The following is an 18,971-nucleotide window of genomic DNA, read 5'->3' as shown; positions in this document are numbered from 1 at the left end:
AGTCCCGGCCATGGCGGTGGCCCGGAGCGGACTTTCCCGGCTGCTGCGCCGTGACCGAGCAAACGACGGCCGTTCCGACGTGGACACGGCCCGGATCGCCGGGACCATGGCGCAGCTGCACCACCGTGGCAAGGCCACCCTGCGCGACCGGCTGCACCGGGTGCGCCTGTCGCTCGGCCTGGCCGCCCAGGCGGGTCTGGCGGCCGGGCTGTCCTGGGTGGCCGCGCACGAGCTGCTGGGCAATCCGCAGCCGGTCTTCGCCCCGATCTCCGCCGTCGGCACCCTGGCCGTCTCGGTGGGGCAGCGGTTCCGCCGGACCGTCGAGCTGATCCTCGGGGTGGGCGTCGGGGTGTTCGTCGGCGACCTGCTGATCTACTTCCTCGGCACCGGGCCATGGCAACTCGGCCTGGTGGTCACCTCCGCCATCGTGCTCACCGTCTTCGCCGGGGGCAGCGTCGCGATCGTCATCCAGGCCGCGGCGACCGCGGTGCTGATCGTGACGCTCAGCCCGTCGGTGGAGGATCTTGAGTTGCCCCGGTTCATCGACGCGATCGTCGGCGGCAGCATCGCGCTGCTGGTCACCGCGATTCTGCTGCCGCTCAACCCGCTGCGGGTGCTCAACCGGGCGGCCCGGCCGGCGCTGGATCTGCTCGCCGAGCAGCTGGACGTCGCCGCCGAAGGGTTGCGGGAGCGCGATCGGGAGAAGATCCAGAACGCGCTGGACCGGCTGCGCGACAACAAGGAGGAACTGGCCACCTTCACCGAGGCGATCGAGGGGGCCAAGGAGACCGCGCTGCTCTCCCCGGCGCGGTGGCACCGGCGCAGCGAACTCACCCACTACGCGGAGGCGGCCGACCCGATCGACCGGGCGATGCGCAACAGCGGCACCCTGATCCGGCGCGCGGTGACCCTGGTGGAGGACGACGAGCCGGTCCCGGAACCGATGCCGGACGCGCTGCGCCACCTGGCCGAGTCGGTTCGCCTGCTGCAGAAGGAGTTCGCTCAGGGCGAGGAGCCCGAGCAGGCCCGGGAGCGGTCGCTGCGCGCGGTCAGCGAGGCCGGTCGGGCGTACGGCGACGGGGTGGGTTTCTCCGGCAGCGTGGTGGTGGCGCAGGTGCGTACCACCGCCAGTGACCTGCTGGTGGCCTCCGGCATCAGCCAGGAGGAGGCGAACCGGTTGGTCCGCCGCTCCTTCGGTGAGCTGGACCGGCCGGGGGCGCCGGCCGGGCCGGAGCCCGCCGTGCGGCGGCCCACCGCGCCCCCGGTCGGCTGAGCCGCCAGGCGGCCATGCGCCCGGCCGGCCGGGCCGGGCATGACTACGCTGACCGCATGGCCGTCACCCCGTCCGGCGGATCGCTGCCGCCGTCGCCGTCCGTGCCCGTCGCGCCAGGCGCGGGTGGTGGCGTACCCGGAATGCCGCGACGTCGCCTCAGCTGGCGGCGGGCGCTGGTGCTGGTCGGGGTGATCATCCTGATCGCGGCCTGTGCGATCTTCATGCTGTTCACGCTCGGCACCAGTCTCGGCCCGGAGGCGCTGCTGGTCGGTACCGCCGCGGCGGTCCTTCCGGTACCGGTGCTGGTGGCCTGCTTCCTCTGGCTCGACCGTTACGAACCCGAGCCGTTGAAGTACCTGGTCTTCTGCTTCGCCTGGGGTGCCTTCGTCTCCACCGCGGCCTCCTTGACGGTCAACGAGACGGCGGCCGGTTGGTTCGAGGACCAGGGCCTGCCCGTCGCCCTCACCGCCGTCCTGGTCGCACCCTTCATCGAGGAGCTGACCAAGACCCTCGGCCCGATCCTGCTGCTGATCTTCCGGCGACGGGAGTGGTCGGGCATCACCGACGGGCTTGTCTACTGCGGGCTGTCCGCGATCGGCTTCGCGATGGTGGAGAACATCCTCTACCTGGGCGGGTACGGATACGCCACGGGAGTCGAGCAGTACGGGCCGGCGACCGGGGCGCAACAGGTGATCGCCATCTTCATCGTCCGGATCCTGCTGTTCGGGTTCGCCCATCCGTTGTTCACCTCGATGGCCGGTATCGGGCTCGGTATCGCCGCCCGGTCGGCGGACCGTCGGGTGCGGTTCTTCGCCCCGCTCGCGGGGCTGCTGCTGGCGATGATGCTGCACGGCACGTGGAACCTGCTGCCGACGCTGACCCAGGCCACCGGACAGGTGCTGATCTCGCTCTTCGGTTTCGTCGGCGTGATGGTGCCGATCTTCTTCGGCATGGTCGGCCTGGCCGTGTGGCTGCGGGCCTGGGAGGGGCGGCTGACCGAGCGGGTCCTGCCGGACTACGTCCGGGCCGGTTGGCTCACCCCACCGGAGGTGGCCGCGTTGAGCAGCCTCGGCCGACGACACGCGGCCCGGGTGTGGGCCCGGCGGGTGGCCGGTGACGCCGGTCTACGGGCGATGCGCGGTTACCAGTTCGCGGCCACCCGGCTGGCCCTGCTGCGGGACGGTGCCAGCCGGGGGCTGGACCGCCGGCCCGTCGACCGGGACCGGACGGCCCGGGAGGAACAGGAACTGCTGCACTCCATCGCCGCGTACCGGTCGTACTTCGTGGGCCGGGATCCCCAGTCACCGGTCGGTGTCTGGGACGGACACCGCTACCACCTGCGTTTTCCGGACGGCTCGCAGCGGGCGGTGGAGGCCCCCGAGGAGCCGGTGGTGCCGATCCCGGTGGTGCTCACCCCGCCGCCGCCCCCGCCACCCGCGTTCCCCGCCGGCTACGGCGGGCCCGGCTGGTACGGTCCACGTCCGGCCGCCCCCTGGCCACCGGGACACCGCTGACCGCTCGACGCCGGCCGGTCGGCGGGTGGTGCTCAGGTCATCAGGCTGGTGAGGAAGTCTCCGAGCCCCTGGGCCATCATCATCAGGGCCGCACCGATGGCCTTGAACATCTGTGCGGCGCCCTCCGGCCGGAACGCCATGAAGTAGATCAGAAACGCGAGGCTTCCCCAGGCCAGCACCTTCTTCACGAATACCGGCATCGTCCCTCCCCTGGCCGGTGGTGCGGCTGGCTTCCCGCCGGGGAGCGCGGCAAACGACGCGAGGACGATCGAGGGGGGCCCGGGGCCGGTCAGAGGTACAGGCCGGTCGCGTTCTCCTCGACCCGCTCGGCGGCCACCGCGTGCACGTCGCGTTCCCGCAGCAGCACGTAGCCGCGGCCGTGCAACTCGACCTCCGAGCGGTCGTCGGGGTCGAAGAGCACCCGGTCGCCGGAGACGATGGAGCGTACGTTGGGGCCGACCCCGACCGCGGTGGCCCACGCCAGGCGCTTGCCGACCGCCGCGGTGGCCGGGATGACGATGCCGGCGCTGGAGCGCCGCTCGCCGTCGCTGCCCTCCATCCGCACCAGCACGCGGTCGTGCAGCAGCCGGATGGGCAGGCCGGAGTCGAGGTTGTCGGCGGTCACGCCGCAGACGCTACCGTGTCGTCCGCGCCGGCCCGCTGGTGGTCACCGGGTTAGCGGACCGGTCGGACGGGGCACTGTGGGTGGCGAATCCGTCCTACCGTTGCCGGGTCGGGCGTATCCTGTCCGACCTGACGCAGTGCGCGGGCGAAGATCTGCCAGGAGGTGCGCTTGAGCCGCTTCGAGCGGATACGCGGACGGCTGCGTCGCGCGTACGAGTCGGGCCGGGAATCGGTCCGTGCGGGTCGCCAGACGCCGTCCGACGTCCCGGAGTCGGCCGCCGTGGCCTCGCCCTCCAGTCCCGGGCCGGCGGCACCGGCCGCGGCGACCGTGGTCGGTGCCGAACCGACCGCGCCGGTGCACAACTCCACCTCCAGTCGCGACGACGCCGACGTGCCGCACGCGCTGCGGATCGCCGCCGCCTGGTGCTGGCGGCTGATCGTCATCGGCATCCTCTTCTGGGCGCTGCTGAAGCTCGTGGGCACGATCAGCATCGTGATCATTCCCCTGGCGGTGGCGCTGTTGCTGTCGGCGTTGCTGGCACCCGCGGTCGGCTGGCTGCTGCGGGCCCGCCTGCCGCGATCACTGGCGACGGCGGTGGTCCTGGTCACCGGGCTGGCCGCGGTGATCGGCACGCTCACCCTGGTGGTCAACGAGTTCATCAAGGGCGTTCCGGAGCTGACCGCGAAGTCGACCCAGGGTCTGCAACAGATCCAGGACTGGCTCAAGACCGGGCCTCTGCACCTGTCGGACAACGACCTCGACCGGTACATCGAGGAGACCCAGCGGTGGGTCGACAACAACACCGAGCGGTTCACCAGCGGCGCCCTCTCCACCGCGGCCACCCTGGCCGAGGTGTTGACCGGCACGGTGCTCGTCCTCTTCGCCACCTTCTTCTTCCTGCGCGACGGCAACATCATCTGGCGGTTCCTGGTCCGGCTGCTGCCCGTCGCCGCGCGCTGGAAGGTCGACGACGCCGGTCGGGCCGCCTGGGCGACGCTTGTCGCCTACGTGCGGGCGACCGTGCTCGTCGCCTTCATCGACGCCGTCGGTATCGGCATTTTCCTGGTCATCTTCGACATCCCGTTCGCCTTCCCCCTGGCCGCCCTGGTCTTCCTCGGCGCGTTCATTCCGATCGTCGGTGCGACTCTGTCCGGAGGCGTCGCGGTGCTGGTGGCGCTGGTCGACAGCGGCCCGGTGACCGCATTGATCATCCTGGGTGTGGTGATCGGGGTGCAGCAGGTGGAAGGCCACATCCTCCAGCCGTTGATCATGGGAAGGGCGGTCGCCATCCATCCGCTCGCAGTGATCATTGGTCTGGCGGCCGGCGTGGTGCTCGCCGGGATCACCGGCGCGCTGGTCGCGGTGCCCATCATCGCGGTGCTCAACACGGCGGTACGCCGCCTCGCCGCGCGGCGCGTCCCCGACACCCCACCCGACGCGGTCGTCGTCGCCTCCCGGGCGCCCTGACTCCGGTCACGCGACCGGCCCGGTCCGCGCCGCCGGTGTGCCCGCGCCGCCCGGCTCAGCTCGTGGCGAGGCGGGCCAGGGCGCCCCGGGCCACCTCCGGACGGGTCGTGTACCAGAACGGGGGCAGGGACCGGCGCAGGAACGAGCCGTAGCTGCGGGCCGTCTCCAGTCGGGAGTCCAGCACCGCCACCACGCCCCGGTCGCCGTTGGCCCGGATCAGCCGGCCCACGCCCTGAGCGAGTCGGACCGCCGCGATCGGGACGCTCACCGCGGCGAAGCCGGAGCCGCCCTGGGCGTCGACCGCCGCCGCCCGGGCCGCGGCGAGCGGTTCGTCGGGGCGCGGGAAGGGCAGCCGATCGATCACCACGAGTTGGCACGAATCGCCCGGAACGTCGACCCCCTGCCACAGCGACATCACCCCGAACAGGCAGCTCGCCCGCTCCTCGCGGAAGCGCCGGACCAGCAGCGGCAACGCCTCCTCACCCTGGAGCAGCACCGGCAGGTCGGTCCGGGCGCGCAGCAGCTCCGCCGCCTGCTGCGCGGCCCGCCGCGAGGAGAAGAGGCCGAGCGTACGCCCGCCGAGCGCGGTGACCAGCCCGAGCAGTTCCTCCCCGGCGGCCTCGGGCAGCCCGGACGCCCCCGGTCGGGGCAGGTGGGCGGCCACGTAGAGGATGCCCTGCCGGGGATAGTCGAACGGCGAGCCGACATCGAGCGAACGCCACCCGAGCCCGGAGTCGGTCGCCGTGCCTGCGTCCTCCGCCCGGGCCGGTTCGGTACCGCCCGCCGCCTCGGCGGACCCGGCCGGTCGCCGCGTGTCCCCGCCCGGCCCGGCGGGTCGCCGGGTGGCCCCGCCCGGCCCGGCCGGTCGCCGAGCGGCCTCGGCCAGGGCGGCGGCGGCCGGTGACGGCGGGCCGGGCGGGGGCGAGTCGAGGCCCAGCGCCCGGGCGACCGTGTCGAACCGCCCGCCCAGCGCGAGCGTGGCCGAGGTGGCCACCACGGTCCGCTCGTCGTAGAGGTGGGTGGCGAGGGTGCCGGCGACCGAGAGCGGTGCCACCACGAGTGCCCGGCGTCCGGTCACGTCGTTGCGCTCCACCCAGGCCACGTCGTGGTCGGCCTCATCCAGCAGCCGCTGGGCCGTGGTGGACAACTCGTCGAGGACGGCCTTGGCCTGTTGCTTGCGTACCGGGTCGGGGTCGTCGGCCTTGACGTCGCCGATGCTGTCGAGCGCGGATCGGGTGGCGGCGTCCAGCAGTGTGCAGGCCTCCCGCAGCGGGCCGGGCAGCCCGCTGGTGATGCGTCCGACCGGTGCCTCGGCCAGCCCGACGGCGAGGGCGTCACCCGACGCGGTCAACGCCTCGGCCGTCTCCGGGCGCAGCAGCGGACGGGCCCGCCGGGCGGACCGGTCGATCAGCTCCGGGGTCAGCTCCGCCTGGGCCGCCGAGGAGACCCGGTCGGCCAGCTCGTGGGCCTCGTCGACGACCAACAGCCGGTGGGGCGGGACGATGTGCCGACCGGCGAGCATGTCGACCGCGAGCAGGCTGTGGTTGGTCACCACGATGTCCGCCTCCCGGGCTCGGGCCCGGGACGCCTCGGCGAAGCACTCCGTGCCGTACGGGCAGCGGGAGGCGCCCACGCACTCGCGGGCGGGCATCGAGACCAGCCGCCACGTCTGGTCGTCGACCCCCGGATCCAACTCGTCGCGGTCACCGGTGTCGGTCTCCAGGGCCCAGTCCCGCAGGCGTTGGATCTGCTTGCCCAGCCGGCCGGCCTCACCGAGCCAGCGCGTGCCGCCGGGACGCTCGGCCGGAGCGTCGAAGAGGGTGTCCTCCGGCTCGTCCGCCGTGGAGTTCTCCAGCCGGGCCAGACAGAGGTAGTGGTGGCGGCCCTTCAGCACGGCGAACGTGGGCCGGCGCCGGAGCAACGGCTCGACGGCGTCGGCCAACCGGGGCAGGTCGTGCTCCACCAGCTGGGACTGCAACGCCAGGGTGGCGGTGGAGACCACCACGGGTCCGTCCACCGTCAGGGCCGGCGCGAGGTACGCCAGGGACTTGCCGGTACCCGTGCCGGCCTGCACCAGCAGGTGGTCACCGCTGGCGACGCACTCCTCGATCGCCGCGGCCATCCGCTGCTGGCCCGGACGGGCCGTGCCGCCGGGCACCGCCCCGACCGCGGCGGACAACAGCTCGGCCCCGCCCGGGCGGTCCCCCCGGCGGCGGGCCTTGTCGCGGGTGGTGTTGGTGCCGGTGGCGGTGCGGGGCGGAGTCACCGTGGCACGGTACCCGCCGGGTCGGACGTGGTCGGTACCGAACAGCCGTGTGTTGCGGGCGCACATAACGGAAAACACCGCCCGGTCGTCCGGTAACTTCCCGACGGCGACGCGTGGGCGGAATCGGTTAGGGTGCGACTCATGCCGAGCGACGTGATCCGGGTGATCTACCGCAAGTTCGACGGCAGCGCCCACCGCGACTACCCGGCGCGTCGGTTGGCCGAGGACGACCTCGGCATCTGGCTCGGCGTGTCGGCCGGCACCAGCTCGGTCTACCACGGCCGGCCGTCGGTCGAGCAGATTCCCTTCGTGCTGCTGGTGCCCCACCACGCCTGGTGGACCGGCATGTTCAACCCACCGCCCCGGACCAGCGAGGTCTACTGCGACATCGCCAGTCCGGCCCGTTGGGAGGGCGAGGACACCGTGCACCTGATCGACCTCGACCTGGACGTGGTCCGGCGCCGGGAGACCGGCCTGGTCGAGTTGCGCGACGAGGACGAGTTCGCCGAGCACCGGGTCCGCTTCGGGTACCCCGACGACCTGGTGGTGGCGGCCGAGGCGGCGGCGCGTTGGCTGTACGGCGCGCTCGGCGACGGCACGGAGCCCTTCGCCACCTCGTACCGCAAGTGGTTGGCCCTGGTCGTCTGATCGCCGTGGCCACCTCCGTCGCGCGGACCGGCGGCGGACGGGTGATGATGCTCCGATGGTGGACGACGGTGACTTCGACGTGGTGGCGCCGACCGGCGGCGCGGTACGCGACCTGCTCCGGGTGCGGCCCGGTGGCCCGGTGGATCTCGCGGAGATCGACCCCCGCTCGACCCCGGGCCTGCCCGGCCCCGAGGTGACCTGGCCGGACCGCAAGTCCTGGGCCCGCCGGCAGGTCGCCCGGCTGGGTGCGGAGCTGGCCGACCAGCAGGAGATGCTGTTCGCCGGTGCGAAGGCCGACCCGGGCGCCGGGCGGCGGGTGCTGCTGGTCCTGCAGGCGATGGACTGTGGTGGCAAGGACGGCACGGTCAAGCGGGTGGTCGGGGCGATGAACCCGCTCGGCGTGCACATCCGGGCGTTCGGCCCACCGACCGTGGAGGAACTGCGGCACCACTTCCTGTGGCGGATCCGGCGGGCCCTGCCGCCCCCGGGCAGCCTGGGGGTCTTCAACCGTTCGCACTACGAGGACGTGCTGGTGCCCCGGGTCCAGGAGCGGGCTCCGGAGGACGTCTGGCGGCCCCGGTACGCGGAGATCGACGAGTTCGAGCGGGAGTTGACCGACGCCGGAGTGGTCGTGGTCAAGGTCTTCCTGCACATCTCCAACGCCGAACAGGCGAAGCGGCTGCTGGCCCGGCTCGACGATCCGACGAAGCACTGGAAGTACCACCCGTCCGACGTCGACGCCCGGTCCCGGTGGGACGACTACCAGGCCGCGTACGCCGAGGTGCTCGCCCGGTGCGGCACCGAGATCGCGCCGTGGTACGTGGTGCCGGCGGACCGTAAGTGGTACCGGGACTGGGCGGTGGCGCACCTGCTGCGTGAGACGTTCAACACTCTTGATCTGGGGTATCCGCCAGCCGACTTCGACATCGCGCGGGAACGGGAGCGGCTGCTGGGAACCACGGGGCCGGTGAAGGTGAACAGAAGTTGAACGAGCGGTGAATGCGATCTGGCCAGGGGTGGGCCGAAAAATCGCCGGTCTGACGGTTCCCTAGCATTCCCCTCAGCAGGGCGCCGGAGCGACGGCCGCCACCCCTTCCACCCGACACGACGAGGTCCGTGCTGTGAGGTTTTCCTTCCGCCCCAACGAGGGCGCTTTCTACGAGCTCTTCACCAGGGCCGCGCAGAATCTGGTCCGGGGTACCGAGCTGCTCAACGAGCTGGCCCTGCCCGATGTCGAGGTGCAGTCGGTGAGCGAGCGGCTCACCGAGGTGGAGCACGACAGCGACCAGATCACGCACGACCTGTACAAGAAGATCAACTCCACCTTCGTCACCCCCTTCGACCGGGAGGACATCTACCGGCTCGGCTCGCTGCTGGACGACGTGATGGACCACCTGGAGGCGGTGGGCAACCTGCTCTACCTCTACGGGCTGACCAAGCTGCCGTCGTTGCCCCGGGAGATGCACGAGCTGGTGCACGTGCTCGACCAGCAGGCGAAGCTGACCGCCGACGCGATGCCCCGACTGAAGTCGATGAAGGATCTCGAGGACTACTGGATCGAGATCAACCGGCTGGAGAACGACGGCGACCAGGCCTACCGGATGCTGCTGGTGCGGCTGTTCTCCGGGGAGTACGACGCGTTGACCGTGCTGAAGATGAAGGAGGTCGCCGACGAGCTGGAGGCCGCCTGCGACGCCTTCGAGCACGTCGCCAACACGGTCGAGACCATCGCGGTCAAGGAGTCCTGATCCTGTGAGTCCCGAGCTCATCGCCGTGCTGGCGGTGATCGGGGTGGCCCTGGTGTTCGACTACACCAACGGCTTCCACGACGCCGCCAACGCGATCGCGACAAGCATCTCCACCCGGGCGCTGACCCCCCGGGTCGCCCTGGCCATGGCGGCGGTCGGCAACTTCATCGGTGCCCACTTCGGCGCCGAGGTCGCCAAGACCGTCGGCAGCGGCCTGGTCGAGCTGCCCACCGGCGTCTCCAGCCTCGGCATCGTCTTCGCCGGGGTGATCGGCGCGATCACCTGGAACATCATCACCTGGTACTTCGGCCTGCCCTCGTCGTCCTCGCACGCCCTGATCGGTGGCCTGGTCGGCTCGACCGTCGCCGCCTCCGGCACCGTGCTCTGGACCGGCATCGGCGAGAGCGTGATCATTCCGATGATCCTGTCGCCGATGGTCGGCTTCCTCCTCGGCTACATCGTGATGATCGCGGTGCAGTGGATCTTCCGGAACGGGCATCCGGGCAAGCTCAACCGGGGCTTCCGCTGGGCCCAGACCGCCTCGGCGGCGGCCATGTCGGTCGGTCACGGCATGCAGGACGCCGCCAAGACCATCGGCATCGTGGTGCTCGCCCTCTTCGTCGGCGGCTACCAGGAGGACGCCACCTACATTCCGGAGTGGGCGTTCTGGACCTCGGCGGCGGTGCTGGCGGCCGGCACCTACGCCGGTGGCTGGCGGATCATCCGGACCCTGGGTCGGAAGATCATCGACCTGCGCCCGCCGGAGGGTTTCGCGGCCGAGACCGTGGCCAGCAGCGTGCTCTACTTCAACGCCCTGGTGCTCGGTGCCCCGATCTCGACCACGCACACGATCACCTCGGCGATCATGGGCGTCGGTGCCACCAAGCGGCTCTCCGCGGTGCGGTGGGGCGTGGCCGGCAACATCATCGGCGCCTGGATCCTCACCTTCCCGGCGGCCGGCTCGATCGGTGCCCTGATGTACTTCCTGGTCCGTCCGATCTTCAGCTGACCGGTGTCGAAGGGCCCCCGTCGTCCCGGGGGCCCTTCGACAACATCAGAGGTAGGAGACGCCGATCTGGGCGCGGATCTCGTCCAGCAGGCCCATGATCTCCAGCGTGGCCGAATGCGGTACCAGCGGGCTCTCGGTCAGGCCTTCGGCCAGGCACCGCTGCACCTCCATGGCCTCGTACTGGTAGCCCGAGCCGACCAGCTCCTCGGTGATCGTCTCCGGTGCCGCGTCGGCCCGGTGCAGGGTGAACCCTCCGGGGCGGAAGAACGGCTCGGGCAGGTCGATCCGTCCGGTGCTGCCGGTGATCGAGGCGGTGAGTCCGGTGGCGCCCACCATGCCGCAGCTCAACGTGGCCACCGCACCGGTGTCGTAGCCGAAGACCAGGCCCGTGTTCTCGTCCGTGCCCTCCGGACCCAGCTTCGCCCAGGACCGTACGTGCTGCGGTCGGCCCAGCAGCAGGTGGGCCAGGCTGATCGGGTAGACACCGAGATCCAGCAGCGCGCCGCCGCCCAGCGCCCGGGCGCGCATCCGGTGTTCGGGTGGGAACGGCCCGGCGACGCCGAAATCGGCCCGGACCCCGGTCAACGTGCCGATCGCGCCGTCGGCGATCAGCTGGCAGACCCGCCGGATCAGCGGGTTGCACCGCATCCACATCGCCTCCATGAGGAAGACCCCGGCGGCGCGGGCGGTGTCGACGAGTTCGGTGCTGGTGGCCAGGTCGAGGGTGATCGGCTTCTCGACAAGCACCGGCCGGCCGGCGGTGAGGCAGGTCAGGGCCGCCTCGTGGTGGGCGGCGTGCGGGGTGGCGACGTAGATCACGTCGACCTCGGCGTCCGCGGCCAGTTCCGCCCAGGAGGCGTACGCCCGTGGTACGCCGTGCCGTTCCGCGAAGCGTTCCGCGGTCTCGGCGGTGCGTGAACCGACCGCGACGAGTTCGGCCTCCGGCACCAGCCGGAGATCCTCGGCGAAGCGGGCGGCGATGTGGCCGGTGGCCAGGATGCCCCAACGAGTCATGGCGCGACGCTACCGAAGATCAGCAGAGCGCTGTACTGGGCATCCACGGGTCGGGACTAGTCTCGGCGCATGACGATCGACCGTGGCTTCCCGGCGCCGCCCGCGCTCGTGGAGCACGCCCGCCGGTTCCGGGCCTCCGGTGCGGTGCCGGCGGTGCCCCGGGTGGCCGCCACCGTGCTGCTGCTCCGCCCGGCCGACGCCGGCTTCGAGGTCTACCTGATCCGTCGGGTCGCGGCGATGGCGTTCGGCGGCATGTACGCCTTCCCGGGCGGTGGAGTGGACCCGTCGGACTCCACGACCCACCTGGACTGGGCCGGCCCGACACCGGCGGACTGGGGCGGACGCCTCGGGCTGGCCCCGAGCGCGGCCCAGGCGGTGGTCTGCGCGGCGGCCCGCGAGGTCTTCGAGGAGGCGGGGGTGCTGCTCGCCGGCCCGGACGCGACGCGGGTCGTCGGTGACGTCAGCGACGACGGCTGGGAGGCCGTCCGGGCCGACCTGGAGCAGCGGCGGACCGGCTTCGCCGACCTGCTCGCCGGGCGTGGGCTCACCATCCGGTCGGACCTGCTGCTGCCGTGGAGCCGGTGGGTGACCCCGGAGTTCGAGCCGCGTCGCTTCGACACGTACTTCTTCGTGGCGCTGCTGCCCGAGGGACAGCGCACCCGCGACGTCTCCGGCGAGGCCGACCACACGCTGTGGATCCGGCCCGGAGAGGCGGGGCGGCAGGTCGCCGCCGGCGAGCTGAGCATGCTCCCGCCGACCCTGGTCACCCTTCGCGAGATGGCGGCCTGCACCGACCTCGCCGCGGTGGCAGCGGCGGCGGCGGACCGCGACGCGGTCACCCCGATCACGCCCCGGTTGGACCTGTCCGATCCCGACCGGCCCCGGTTCCACCTGCCGTGACCCGGACGGATCAGCCGAGCTGGTAGTTCACGTGGGCGGACCAGCGGGCGAAACCGAGCCGCTCGTAGAGCGCCACCGCGCCGGTGTTCGACTCGTCGACGTAGAGCATCACCCGGTCCAGTCCGCGTCGGTCACGCAGGTACGCCAGCCCGGCGGTGGTCAGGGCCCGGCCCAACCCGCCACCGTGCGCGGCGGGCTCCACCCCGAGCACGTACACCTCACCGATGCGCGCGGAGCCGGTGCGCTCGTGTACCTTCGTCCAGTGGAAGCCGAGCAGCCGGCCGGTCGCCGACTCGACGGCGAGCAGGAAGCCGGCCGGGTCGAACCACGGCTCGGCGAGCCGTACCCGCAGGTCCTGCGCGGTCCACCGGCCCTGCTCCGGATGGTCGGCGAAGGCGCGCGCGTTGAGCGTCAACCAGGCCTCGTCGTCGCTGCCGGGGCGGAACGCGCGCAGCGTCACCCCGTCGGGCAGGTGCGGTTCGGACAGCGGGGCGGCGAGCGGTCGACGCAGCTGCCAGAGGACCCGGGCGCGGTGGAAGCCGAGATCGACCGCGAGGGCGGCGGCCGAGGGATGGTCGCCGTGCGCCCACGCCCGCAGCGGCCCGGTGGCGGCGGCCAGCACCGCCCGGGCCAGCGCCCGCCCGGTGCCCCGCCGCCGGTGCGCCGGGTGCACCACCAGGTCCACGCCGACGCCGCGGTCCGGATCGGTCGTGTCGAGGTGTGCGTACCCGGTGAGCGTGCCGTCGGCGGAGCGGGCGACCAGGTGGGTCGCCGCGGCGTGCTCGTCGCGGAGGCGCAGCAGCACGCGTTCGTCCATCGGGTCCGCGCCGTCGGCGTCGCCGGCCGCGCCGGCGAGCGCCAGCACGTCGGCGACCTCCGCGGGGCCGAGCCGGTCGAGGCGGCTGACCTGATCGACGTCCGACTGGGTGCTGCTCATCGCATCACCGTAGCCGCACGGTGGACCGGCCGCCCGGACCGACGGTGGGTACCCGCGTCACAGTCCGCGTGGTGGCAACGCCTGAACCTCGAACCTGCCGGCCAGTTCGGGCAGGATCCGGTACAGCGCGTTCACGGTGCCCTGACGGTCGCCGCCCGCGTCGTGCAGCAGGACGATCGAGCCCGGCCGTGCCTGATTGATCACGGAGGCGGCGATCCGGCTCGCGCCGGGCGCCCGCCAGTCGGAGGGGTCCAGCGTCCAGTGCAGCGGCGCCATGCCGAGGTCCCGGGAGACGGAGATGACCGAGTAGGTCCAGGCCCCGCCGGGCTGTCGGTACCAGGCGATCGGCGCGTCGGGCACCGCGGCGCGGATCGCCTCGCTGGTCCGCATGAGGTCGGCGCGGATCCAGTCGGCGGACCGGGCGCCCAGGGCGACGTCGTGGTCCCAGCTGTGGTTGCAGAGCGTGTGTCCCTCGGCGACGATCTGTTCGACGAGCCACGGGTACGCCTGGGCGTTCTTGCCGACCACGCAGAAGGTGGCCGTGACGTGGTAGTCCCGCAGGATCGCGAGCACCTGGGGGGTGTAGTCGGGGTGCGGTCCGTCGTCGAAGGTGAGCGCGACACCGGCGGTGCCGGTGCTCACCCGGGTGCCCATCGGGCCGATGTTCGGGTCCTGCTCCTGCGGGTCGGCGGGCTGCGACCGGTCCGGCTCGGCGTCCGGCGCACGGGTGTGCTCGGGCTCGACGTCGATGGCGGACTGGTCCGCGTACTCGGGGTGCTCGGCACCGGTCGCGGTGACGGCGGCGTCGGTCCGGGACGCGTCGGGCACCAGGCCCCTTCCGAGCAGGTACGCCGAGCCGAGCACCGCTGTCACCACGAGCGTGATGATTCCGACGGCCCGCGCCGCCCCCACCTGGTTAGCGCCCACCAATGCCCCCCGCTGGTCAACTGGCAGTCACGATATGACCCGCGAGTCGACCAAAAAGGGCATATAGGAATTTTTACCCTTCGACGGTGAGGGCCCGCATCGGCAGCGGCGTGTGATCGGTGGTCTCCGGCAGGTTCCGCGACGACGGCACCACGAACTTGTAGCCCACCTGTCGGACGGTGCCGATCATCGACTCGTACTCGGAGCCGAGCTTGGCGCGCAGGCGACGCACGTGCACGTCGACCGTGCGGGTGCCGCCGAAGTAGTCGTAACCCCACACCTCGCGCAGCAGTTGGTCGCGGGTGAACACCCGACCCGGGTGCTGGGCGAGGAACTTCAGCAGCTCGAACTCCTTGTAGGTGAGGTCGAGCGGACGACCCTTGAGCTTCGCGGCGTAGGTGTCCGGATCGATCATCAGCTCGCCGGCCCGGATGGAGCCGCCGGCCCCGGCGGTCGCGTTGCTCAGCCTGCCGACCGCGAGCCGCAGCCGGGCCTCCACCTCGGCCGGGCCGGCGGAGGCGAGGATGACGTCGTCGACGCCCCAGTCGGCGTTCAGCGCGATCAGGCCGGCCTCGGTGACCACCGCGACCAGCGGCACGCCGAGCCCGGTCGCGTGCAGCATCCGGCAGGTGGCCCGGGCCTCGCTCAGCTCGGAGCGGGCGTCGACCAGCACGGCGTCCGGACTCGGGCCCGCGACCAGGGTGCGGACGTCGCGAGGCGCGGTGCGCACCGAGTGCGGCAGCAGGTCCAGTGCCGGTAGCACTGCGGATGGTTCGCCTGCCCGTGCGGTCACCAGCAGCAGGATCTCCACGATCACCTCCGTCCCGGCGGCCCGTTACGGCCGCGCGCGACCAGCGGCACTCCTGCGGGGTGTGGCGCTGGGAACTTCCGTGGGTCCCGGCGTCGCTGACGGGCGGGTTTCGCCGTTGAGCGTAACCGATTCCTCGCGGACGACCTTGACGCGGTTTCCTCTTTGCCCTATCTGCCCCTGATCGCGGCGCAGGTTTTAACGTGGTGGAAACGCTGGCACCCGCGATGTGAGGTTGGTCTGGCACGATCGGTGGGTGTTTCCCGCCAACTCGCCCGAGCCCGGCCGTGACCCGTGGGCCGAGGACCCCTCCGCCCCGGGAGGCTCGGTGCCGCGTACCGGTCCGGCTGTGGAGGTCGACGAGCGGCGCTCGCGCGGCCCGCGCCGCCTGCGCCGCGGCGGTTCGGCTCGCCGCCCTGACGACGAGACCGACGCCGACGACGAGGAGGAGGCGGAACCGCCGGTCGAGGTACGCCGACAGATCTCGCTCGCCATCGGTGGTTTCGCCGCGCTGCTCGGCCTCGGCCTGGTGATCGCGGCGCAGACCTCGAGTCCCGGTCACCGGCTGCCGTTCACCCTCGTGGTGCTCGCCGTGCAGGTGATGTTCCTGCTCGCCTGGACCATGGTCACCCGGCCACCGGCACTGGCGGTCGTGCTCGGGGTCGGCACCGTCACGGCGGTGGCGGCCGACGTGGTGGCCGTACGGTCGGCCGAGGCCCGGTTGGCGCCACTGCTCTACGTCGCGGTGGGCGGGGTGCTCGCGGCGGTGCTCGGGCAACTGGTCCGACGGGTGGACCGGGTCCGGGTGACCGACTCGCTGCGGAGCACCGCCACCAGTGTGTTCGGAGTCGTCGCCTTCGCCACGCTCATCGTGCTCAGCCGGATCCCGGCCGGCACCCAGGCGATCACCGTCTGCCTGACCGCGGCCGGGGTGGCGCTCGTCGTCGCCCGGGTGACCGACGCGCTCGCCGCCTGGCCACGACTGGCGCCCCAGGTGCCCAGGGGTGCGGCGGGGGTGGTCGGCGGCGCGATGGTCGGCACGCTCATCAGCGCGCTGCTCGGTGGCTACCTGGTCACTCCGTTCACCCCCACCCGGGCCGCGATCATCGGCCTGGCGGCGGCCGTTGTCGCCGTGCTGGCCGATCTCGCCGTCAGCTACGCCGAGGCGGGGCGGCTGATGGCCGGCGAGACGCCGCCGGCCTGGGCCGCACGGCACGTGCAGGGCCCACTCGGCGGTTTCGCGATGGCGGCGCCGGCCGCGTACCTGATGTGCCGGCTGCTGCTCTGACAGCCCGGGGCGGGCGGCGCGATCCGGCCCGGCGCGATTGAGAAATCCGGACCACGGGTACCACCGGTCCACCGCTGGCGGCATCGAGGTACGACGAAACAGGAGGCGGCGTGGAGCAGACGCAGGCGTACGAACGGCGACCGCGGCGACGTGGGCGCAAGGTGTTGATCGGGTTCGTCGTCCTGTTGATCGTGCTCGCCGGACTGATCGCCATCGCCGACCGGGTGGCGGCGTCCGTCGCCGAGCGCACCATCGCCGACGAGGTACGCCAGCAGGTCGCCCAGCAGAACGCCCAGTCCTCGCCTCCCGAGGTCGAGGTGGGTGGTTTCCCGTTCCTCACCCAGGTGCTCGACGGCCGCTACGAACGCATCTCGATCAAGCTGCGGGACGTGCGGGCCTCGGTGCAGGGCGACGCCGTCGCGCTGCCCAGCCTGGACGTGGACGCGCGAAACGTGCGGGCCTCGCTGGACACCCTGCGAACCGGGCAGGGTGAGGTCGTGGCGGAGACGGTGAACGGCACCGGCACCATCAGCTATGAGAGCCTGTCCGCCCTGCTCGACCGGGAGGGGCTGACCCTCGGTGAACGGGACGGCCAGCTCGCCGTCACCGCCCCGGTGGACGTCCTCGGCCAACGACTGACCGTCACCGGCACCGCCGACATCATCGTCGGTGAGCAGGGGCAGGTGTCCCTGAAGTTCGACGACCTGGACGCCGAAGGGCTGCCGGACGTGCCGCTGGCCCGCGCCCTGGTGAGCAACTTCGCCCGCAGCATCTCGGTCGACGTGCCCCTGCCGGAGTTGCCGTTCCAGCTCACCGTCCGCGAGGTCCGACCGCAGCCGCAGGGGCTGACGGTGACCGCCGACGCACGGGACGTGCCGATCAACTCGGCCGGCTGACCAGCGGCCCGGCGTCCCGGATGCTGGTCGGCCCGATAGAGAATTCTGGGATCGCTGGTAGGCTCCCTGCTCATGGGGACGCTCCTCACCAAACGGCGCGCGGTCGACCTGTGCCGCGTGGCCACCTGCCTGTGTCGCCCCGTCATCTGACGGCGGGGCTGTCTCGGGCCGCCTAGCGGCCAAGGCACTCGGGGCATGCGTACCTAGTTCCCGGTGCACCCCACCGGACGCCCGGCAGCGGCGCCGTCGCACGAACCCGTGATCCGTTCCGAGCTATGGGTCCCGCGCGTGGTGCGACACCATCACATCCGACAACCTCCGCGCGCTGGCTCACCATCCATCCTCACCAGGGAGTGATTCGATGAGTCGCGACACCGCACTCGTCTCGGCCGAGTGGGCCGAGAAGAACCTCGACGCCCCGGGCGTCGTCTTCGTCGAGGTCGACGAGGACACCTCGGCCTACGACTCCGGCCACATCGCCGGTGCCATCAAGCTGGACTGGAAGACCGACCTCCAGGACCCGGTCCGCCGGGATTTCGTCAACAAGACCCAGTTCGAGGCGCTGCTGTCCGAGCGGGGCATCAGCAACGACGACATCGTCGTCCTCTACGGCGGCAACAACAACTGGTTCGCCGCGTACGCCTACTGGTACTTCAAGCTCTACGGCCACCGCGACGTCAAGCTGCTCGACGGCGGTCGCAAGAAGTGGGAGCTGGACGCCCGCCCGCTGGTCACCGACACCGTGGCCCGCCCGGCGACGCAGTACGTCGCCGGCGAGCCGGACACCAGCATCCGGGCCTTCCGGGACGAGGTCGTCGACGCGATCGGCACCAAGAACCTGGTCGACGTACGCAGCCCCGACGAGTACGCCGGCCGCCTGCTCGCCCCCGCTCACCTGCCGCAGGAGCAGGCGCAGCGCGGCGGCCACATCCCGACCGCGATCAGCGTGCCGTGGTCGAAGGCGGCCAACGAGGACGGCACCTTCAAGTCCGACGACGAGTTGCGCCGGATCTACGGCGAGGCCGGGCTGGACGACAGCAAGGAGACCATCGCCTACTGCCGCATCGGCGAGCGCTCCTCGCACACCTGGTTCGTGCTGCAGGAGCTGCTGGGCCACCGCAACGTGAAGAACTACGACGGATCGTGGACCGAGTACGGCTCGCTGGTCGGGGTGCCGGTGGCGCTCGGCGACGAGCCGGGGGAGGCCTGAGATGACCGCACCCACCGCAGCAAGCACCGCCGCCGGTTGCGCGGCCCCCGACCAGGCGGCCCCGCTGCCCGCCGGCCTCGACCTGGAGCGGGAGACCGTCATCACCGGTGTCGTCCGCTCCGGGGACGGCGAGGCGGTGGCCGGCGCGTACGTCCGGCTGCTCGACTCGACCGGTGAGTTCACCGCCGAGGTGGTGACCTCGCCGGCCGGTCAGTTCCGGTTCTTCGCCGCGCCGGGCGCCTGGACTCTGCGCGCGCTGTCCCGCCAGGGCAACGGAGACACCACCGTGACCGCCGGTCGCGGCATCAACGAGGTGACGGTGACCGTCACCGACTGACAGCTCTGATCGGCCTCGTGGCCCGCATGCCTCCCAAGAGGAATGCGGGCCACCTGCCGTCTGCGCCCCACCCGGCGCTGCGCGGCGCCCTGCGCTGGGCACGC

19 protein-coding genes and 2 pseudogenes are annotated in these 18,971 nt (G+C 72.1%); 13 read left to right on the top strand and 8 right to left on the bottom strand.

The window, feature by feature from the left end; all coding sequences use genetic code 11:
• The first annotated feature begins 16 nt into the window (after positions 1–16).
• Positions 17–1,273 carry an FUSC family protein gene (locus V5O40_RS12655; protein ID WP_332905661.1) on the top strand — a complete coding sequence of 419 codons (1,257 nt, stop codon included), beginning with the start codon at positions 17–19 and terminating at the stop codon, positions 1,271–1,273.
• Between the two features lie 14 nt (positions 1,274–1,287).
• Positions 1,288–2,787 (top strand): PrsW family intramembrane metalloprotease, encoded by a 1,500-nt coding sequence (locus V5O40_RS12650; RefSeq protein ID WP_332905611.1) that lies wholly within the window; start codon positions 1,288–1,290, stop codon positions 2,785–2,787.
• Positions 2,788–2,819: 32 nt separating this feature from the next.
• Here the strand turns inward: V5O40_RS12650 and V5O40_RS12645 are convergent, their stop codons facing one another.
• On the bottom strand, positions 2,820–2,987 hold the full coding sequence (locus V5O40_RS12645; RefSeq protein WP_166458800.1) for a hypothetical protein: 168 nt from the start codon (positions 2,985–2,987) through the stop codon (positions 2,820–2,822).
• Between the two features lie 89 nt (positions 2,988–3,076).
• Positions 3,077–3,412 (bottom strand): GroES family chaperonin, encoded by a 336-nt coding sequence (locus tag V5O40_RS12640; protein WP_164448536.1) that lies wholly within the window; start codon positions 3,410–3,412, stop codon positions 3,077–3,079.
• A 168-nt stretch (positions 3,413–3,580) separates the two neighbouring features.
• Here V5O40_RS12640 and V5O40_RS12635 point away from each other — a divergent pair, with 168 nt between their 5' ends.
• Positions 3,581–4,879, top strand: a complete 1,299-nt coding sequence (locus tag V5O40_RS12635; RefSeq protein ID WP_332905610.1) for an AI-2E family transporter — start codon at positions 3,581–3,583, stop codon at positions 4,877–4,879.
• Positions 4,880–4,934: 55 nt separating this feature from the next.
• On the opposite strand, the pseudogene V5O40_RS12630 reads toward V5O40_RS12635, so the two are convergent.
• Both V5O40_RS12630 and V5O40_RS12625 read right to left on the bottom strand, forming a co-directional pair.
• Positions 4,935–5,618, bottom strand: a pseudogene (locus tag V5O40_RS12630) (ATP-dependent DNA helicase); the annotation flags it as partial.
• A gap of 168 nt (positions 5,619–5,786) precedes the next feature.
• Positions 5,787–7,145, bottom strand: a pseudogene (locus tag V5O40_RS12625) (ATP-dependent DNA helicase); the annotation flags it as partial.
• 141 nt (positions 7,146–7,286) lie between these two features.
• Between V5O40_RS12625 and V5O40_RS12620 the strand changes: the two are divergent.
• The 4 genes from V5O40_RS12620 to V5O40_RS12605 all read left to right on the top strand — a co-directional run bounded on the left by V5O40_RS12620 (position 7,287) and on the right by V5O40_RS12605 (position 10,550).
• Positions 7,287–7,793 (top strand): DUF402 domain-containing protein, encoded by a 507-nt coding sequence (locus V5O40_RS12620; protein WP_332905609.1) that lies wholly within the window; start codon positions 7,287–7,289, stop codon positions 7,791–7,793.
• A gap of 55 nt (positions 7,794–7,848) precedes the next feature.
• Positions 7,849–8,781 carry a PPK2 family polyphosphate kinase gene (locus tag V5O40_RS12615; RefSeq protein ID WP_332905608.1) on the top strand — a complete coding sequence of 311 codons (933 nt, stop codon included), beginning with the start codon at positions 7,849–7,851 and terminating at the stop codon, positions 8,779–8,781.
• A gap of 133 nt (positions 8,782–8,914) precedes the next feature.
• Positions 8,915–9,541: a DUF47 domain-containing protein gene (locus V5O40_RS12610; RefSeq protein WP_093403380.1), complete on the top strand. Its 627-nt coding sequence runs from the start codon at positions 8,915–8,917 to the stop codon at positions 9,539–9,541.
• 4 nt (positions 9,542–9,545) lie between these two features.
• On the top strand, positions 9,546–10,550 hold the full coding sequence (locus V5O40_RS12605) for an inorganic phosphate transporter (RefSeq protein ID WP_332905607.1): 1,005 nt from the start codon (positions 9,546–9,548) through the stop codon (positions 10,548–10,550).
• 45 nt (positions 10,551–10,595) lie between these two features.
• On the opposite strand, the gene V5O40_RS12600 is transcribed toward V5O40_RS12605, so the two are convergent.
• Positions 10,596–11,564, bottom strand: a complete 969-nt coding sequence (locus V5O40_RS12600; protein ID WP_332905606.1) for a Gfo/Idh/MocA family protein — start codon at positions 11,562–11,564, stop codon at positions 10,596–10,598.
• Positions 11,565–11,633: 69 nt separating this feature from the next.
• On the opposite strand from V5O40_RS12600, the gene V5O40_RS12595 reads away from it, so the two are divergent.
• Complete coding sequence (locus V5O40_RS12595) at positions 11,634–12,464, top strand: NUDIX hydrolase (protein WP_332905605.1); 831 nt, start codon at positions 11,634–11,636, stop codon at positions 12,462–12,464.
• A 10-nt stretch (positions 12,465–12,474) separates the two neighbouring features.
• Here V5O40_RS12595 and mshD read toward each other — a convergent pair whose 3' ends face one another.
• The 3 genes from mshD to V5O40_RS12580 all read right to left on the bottom strand — a co-directional run bounded on the left by mshD (position 12,475) and on the right by V5O40_RS12580 (position 15,145).
• Positions 12,475–13,401: a mycothiol synthase gene (gene mshD / locus V5O40_RS12590; RefSeq protein WP_332905604.1), complete on the bottom strand. Its 927-nt coding sequence runs from the start codon at positions 13,399–13,401 to the stop codon at positions 12,475–12,477.
• A gap of 57 nt (positions 13,402–13,458) precedes the next feature.
• The gene (locus tag V5O40_RS12585) at positions 13,459–14,328 is read right to left on the bottom strand and encodes a polysaccharide deacetylase family protein (protein WP_408631869.1); all 870 of its coding nucleotides are present in this window, start codon (positions 14,326–14,328) and stop codon (positions 13,459–13,461) included.
• Positions 14,329–14,401: 73 nt separating this feature from the next.
• A complete protein-coding gene (locus V5O40_RS12580) occupies positions 14,402–15,145 on the bottom strand; it encodes a winged helix-turn-helix transcriptional regulator (RefSeq protein WP_332905602.1) in 744 nt (247 codons plus the stop codon).
• Positions 15,146–15,392: 247 nt separating this feature from the next.
• On the opposite strand from V5O40_RS12580, the gene V5O40_RS12575 reads away from it, so the two are divergent.
• The 5 genes from V5O40_RS12575 to V5O40_RS12555 all read left to right on the top strand — a co-directional run bounded on the left by V5O40_RS12575 (position 15,393) and on the right by V5O40_RS12555 (position 18,867).
• The gene (locus tag V5O40_RS12575; RefSeq protein ID WP_332905601.1) at positions 15,393–16,424 is read left to right on the top strand and encodes a hypothetical protein; all 1,032 of its coding nucleotides are present in this window, start codon (positions 15,393–15,395) and stop codon (positions 16,422–16,424) included.
• A gap of 110 nt (positions 16,425–16,534) precedes the next feature.
• Positions 16,535–17,320 (top strand): LmeA family phospholipid-binding protein, encoded by a 786-nt coding sequence (locus V5O40_RS12570; protein WP_332905600.1) that lies wholly within the window; start codon positions 16,535–16,537, stop codon positions 17,318–17,320.
• A 72-nt stretch (positions 17,321–17,392) separates the two neighbouring features.
• Entirely contained in the window at positions 17,393–17,470 is a 78-nt protein-coding gene (locus tag V5O40_RS12565; protein ID WP_311202345.1) for an Ms5788A family Cys-rich leader peptide, read from the top strand.
• Between the two features lie 211 nt (positions 17,471–17,681).
• Positions 17,682–18,530, top strand: a complete 849-nt coding sequence (locus tag V5O40_RS12560; protein ID WP_332905599.1) for a sulfurtransferase — start codon at positions 17,682–17,684, stop codon at positions 18,528–18,530.
• A 1-nt stretch (position 18,531) separates the two neighbouring features.
• A complete protein-coding gene (locus V5O40_RS12555; RefSeq protein WP_332905598.1) occupies positions 18,532–18,867 on the top strand; it encodes a DUF1416 domain-containing protein in 336 nt (111 codons plus the stop codon).
• The last annotated feature ends 104 nt before the right edge of the window (positions 18,868–18,971 follow it).

This window comes from Micromonospora palythoicola (assembly GCF_036689795.1).
In the GTDB taxonomy this organism is placed as follows: domain Bacteria; phylum Actinomycetota; class Actinomycetes; order Mycobacteriales; family Micromonosporaceae; genus Micromonospora; species Micromonospora palythoicola.
This window is presented reverse-complemented; position numbering and strand designations above follow the sequence as displayed.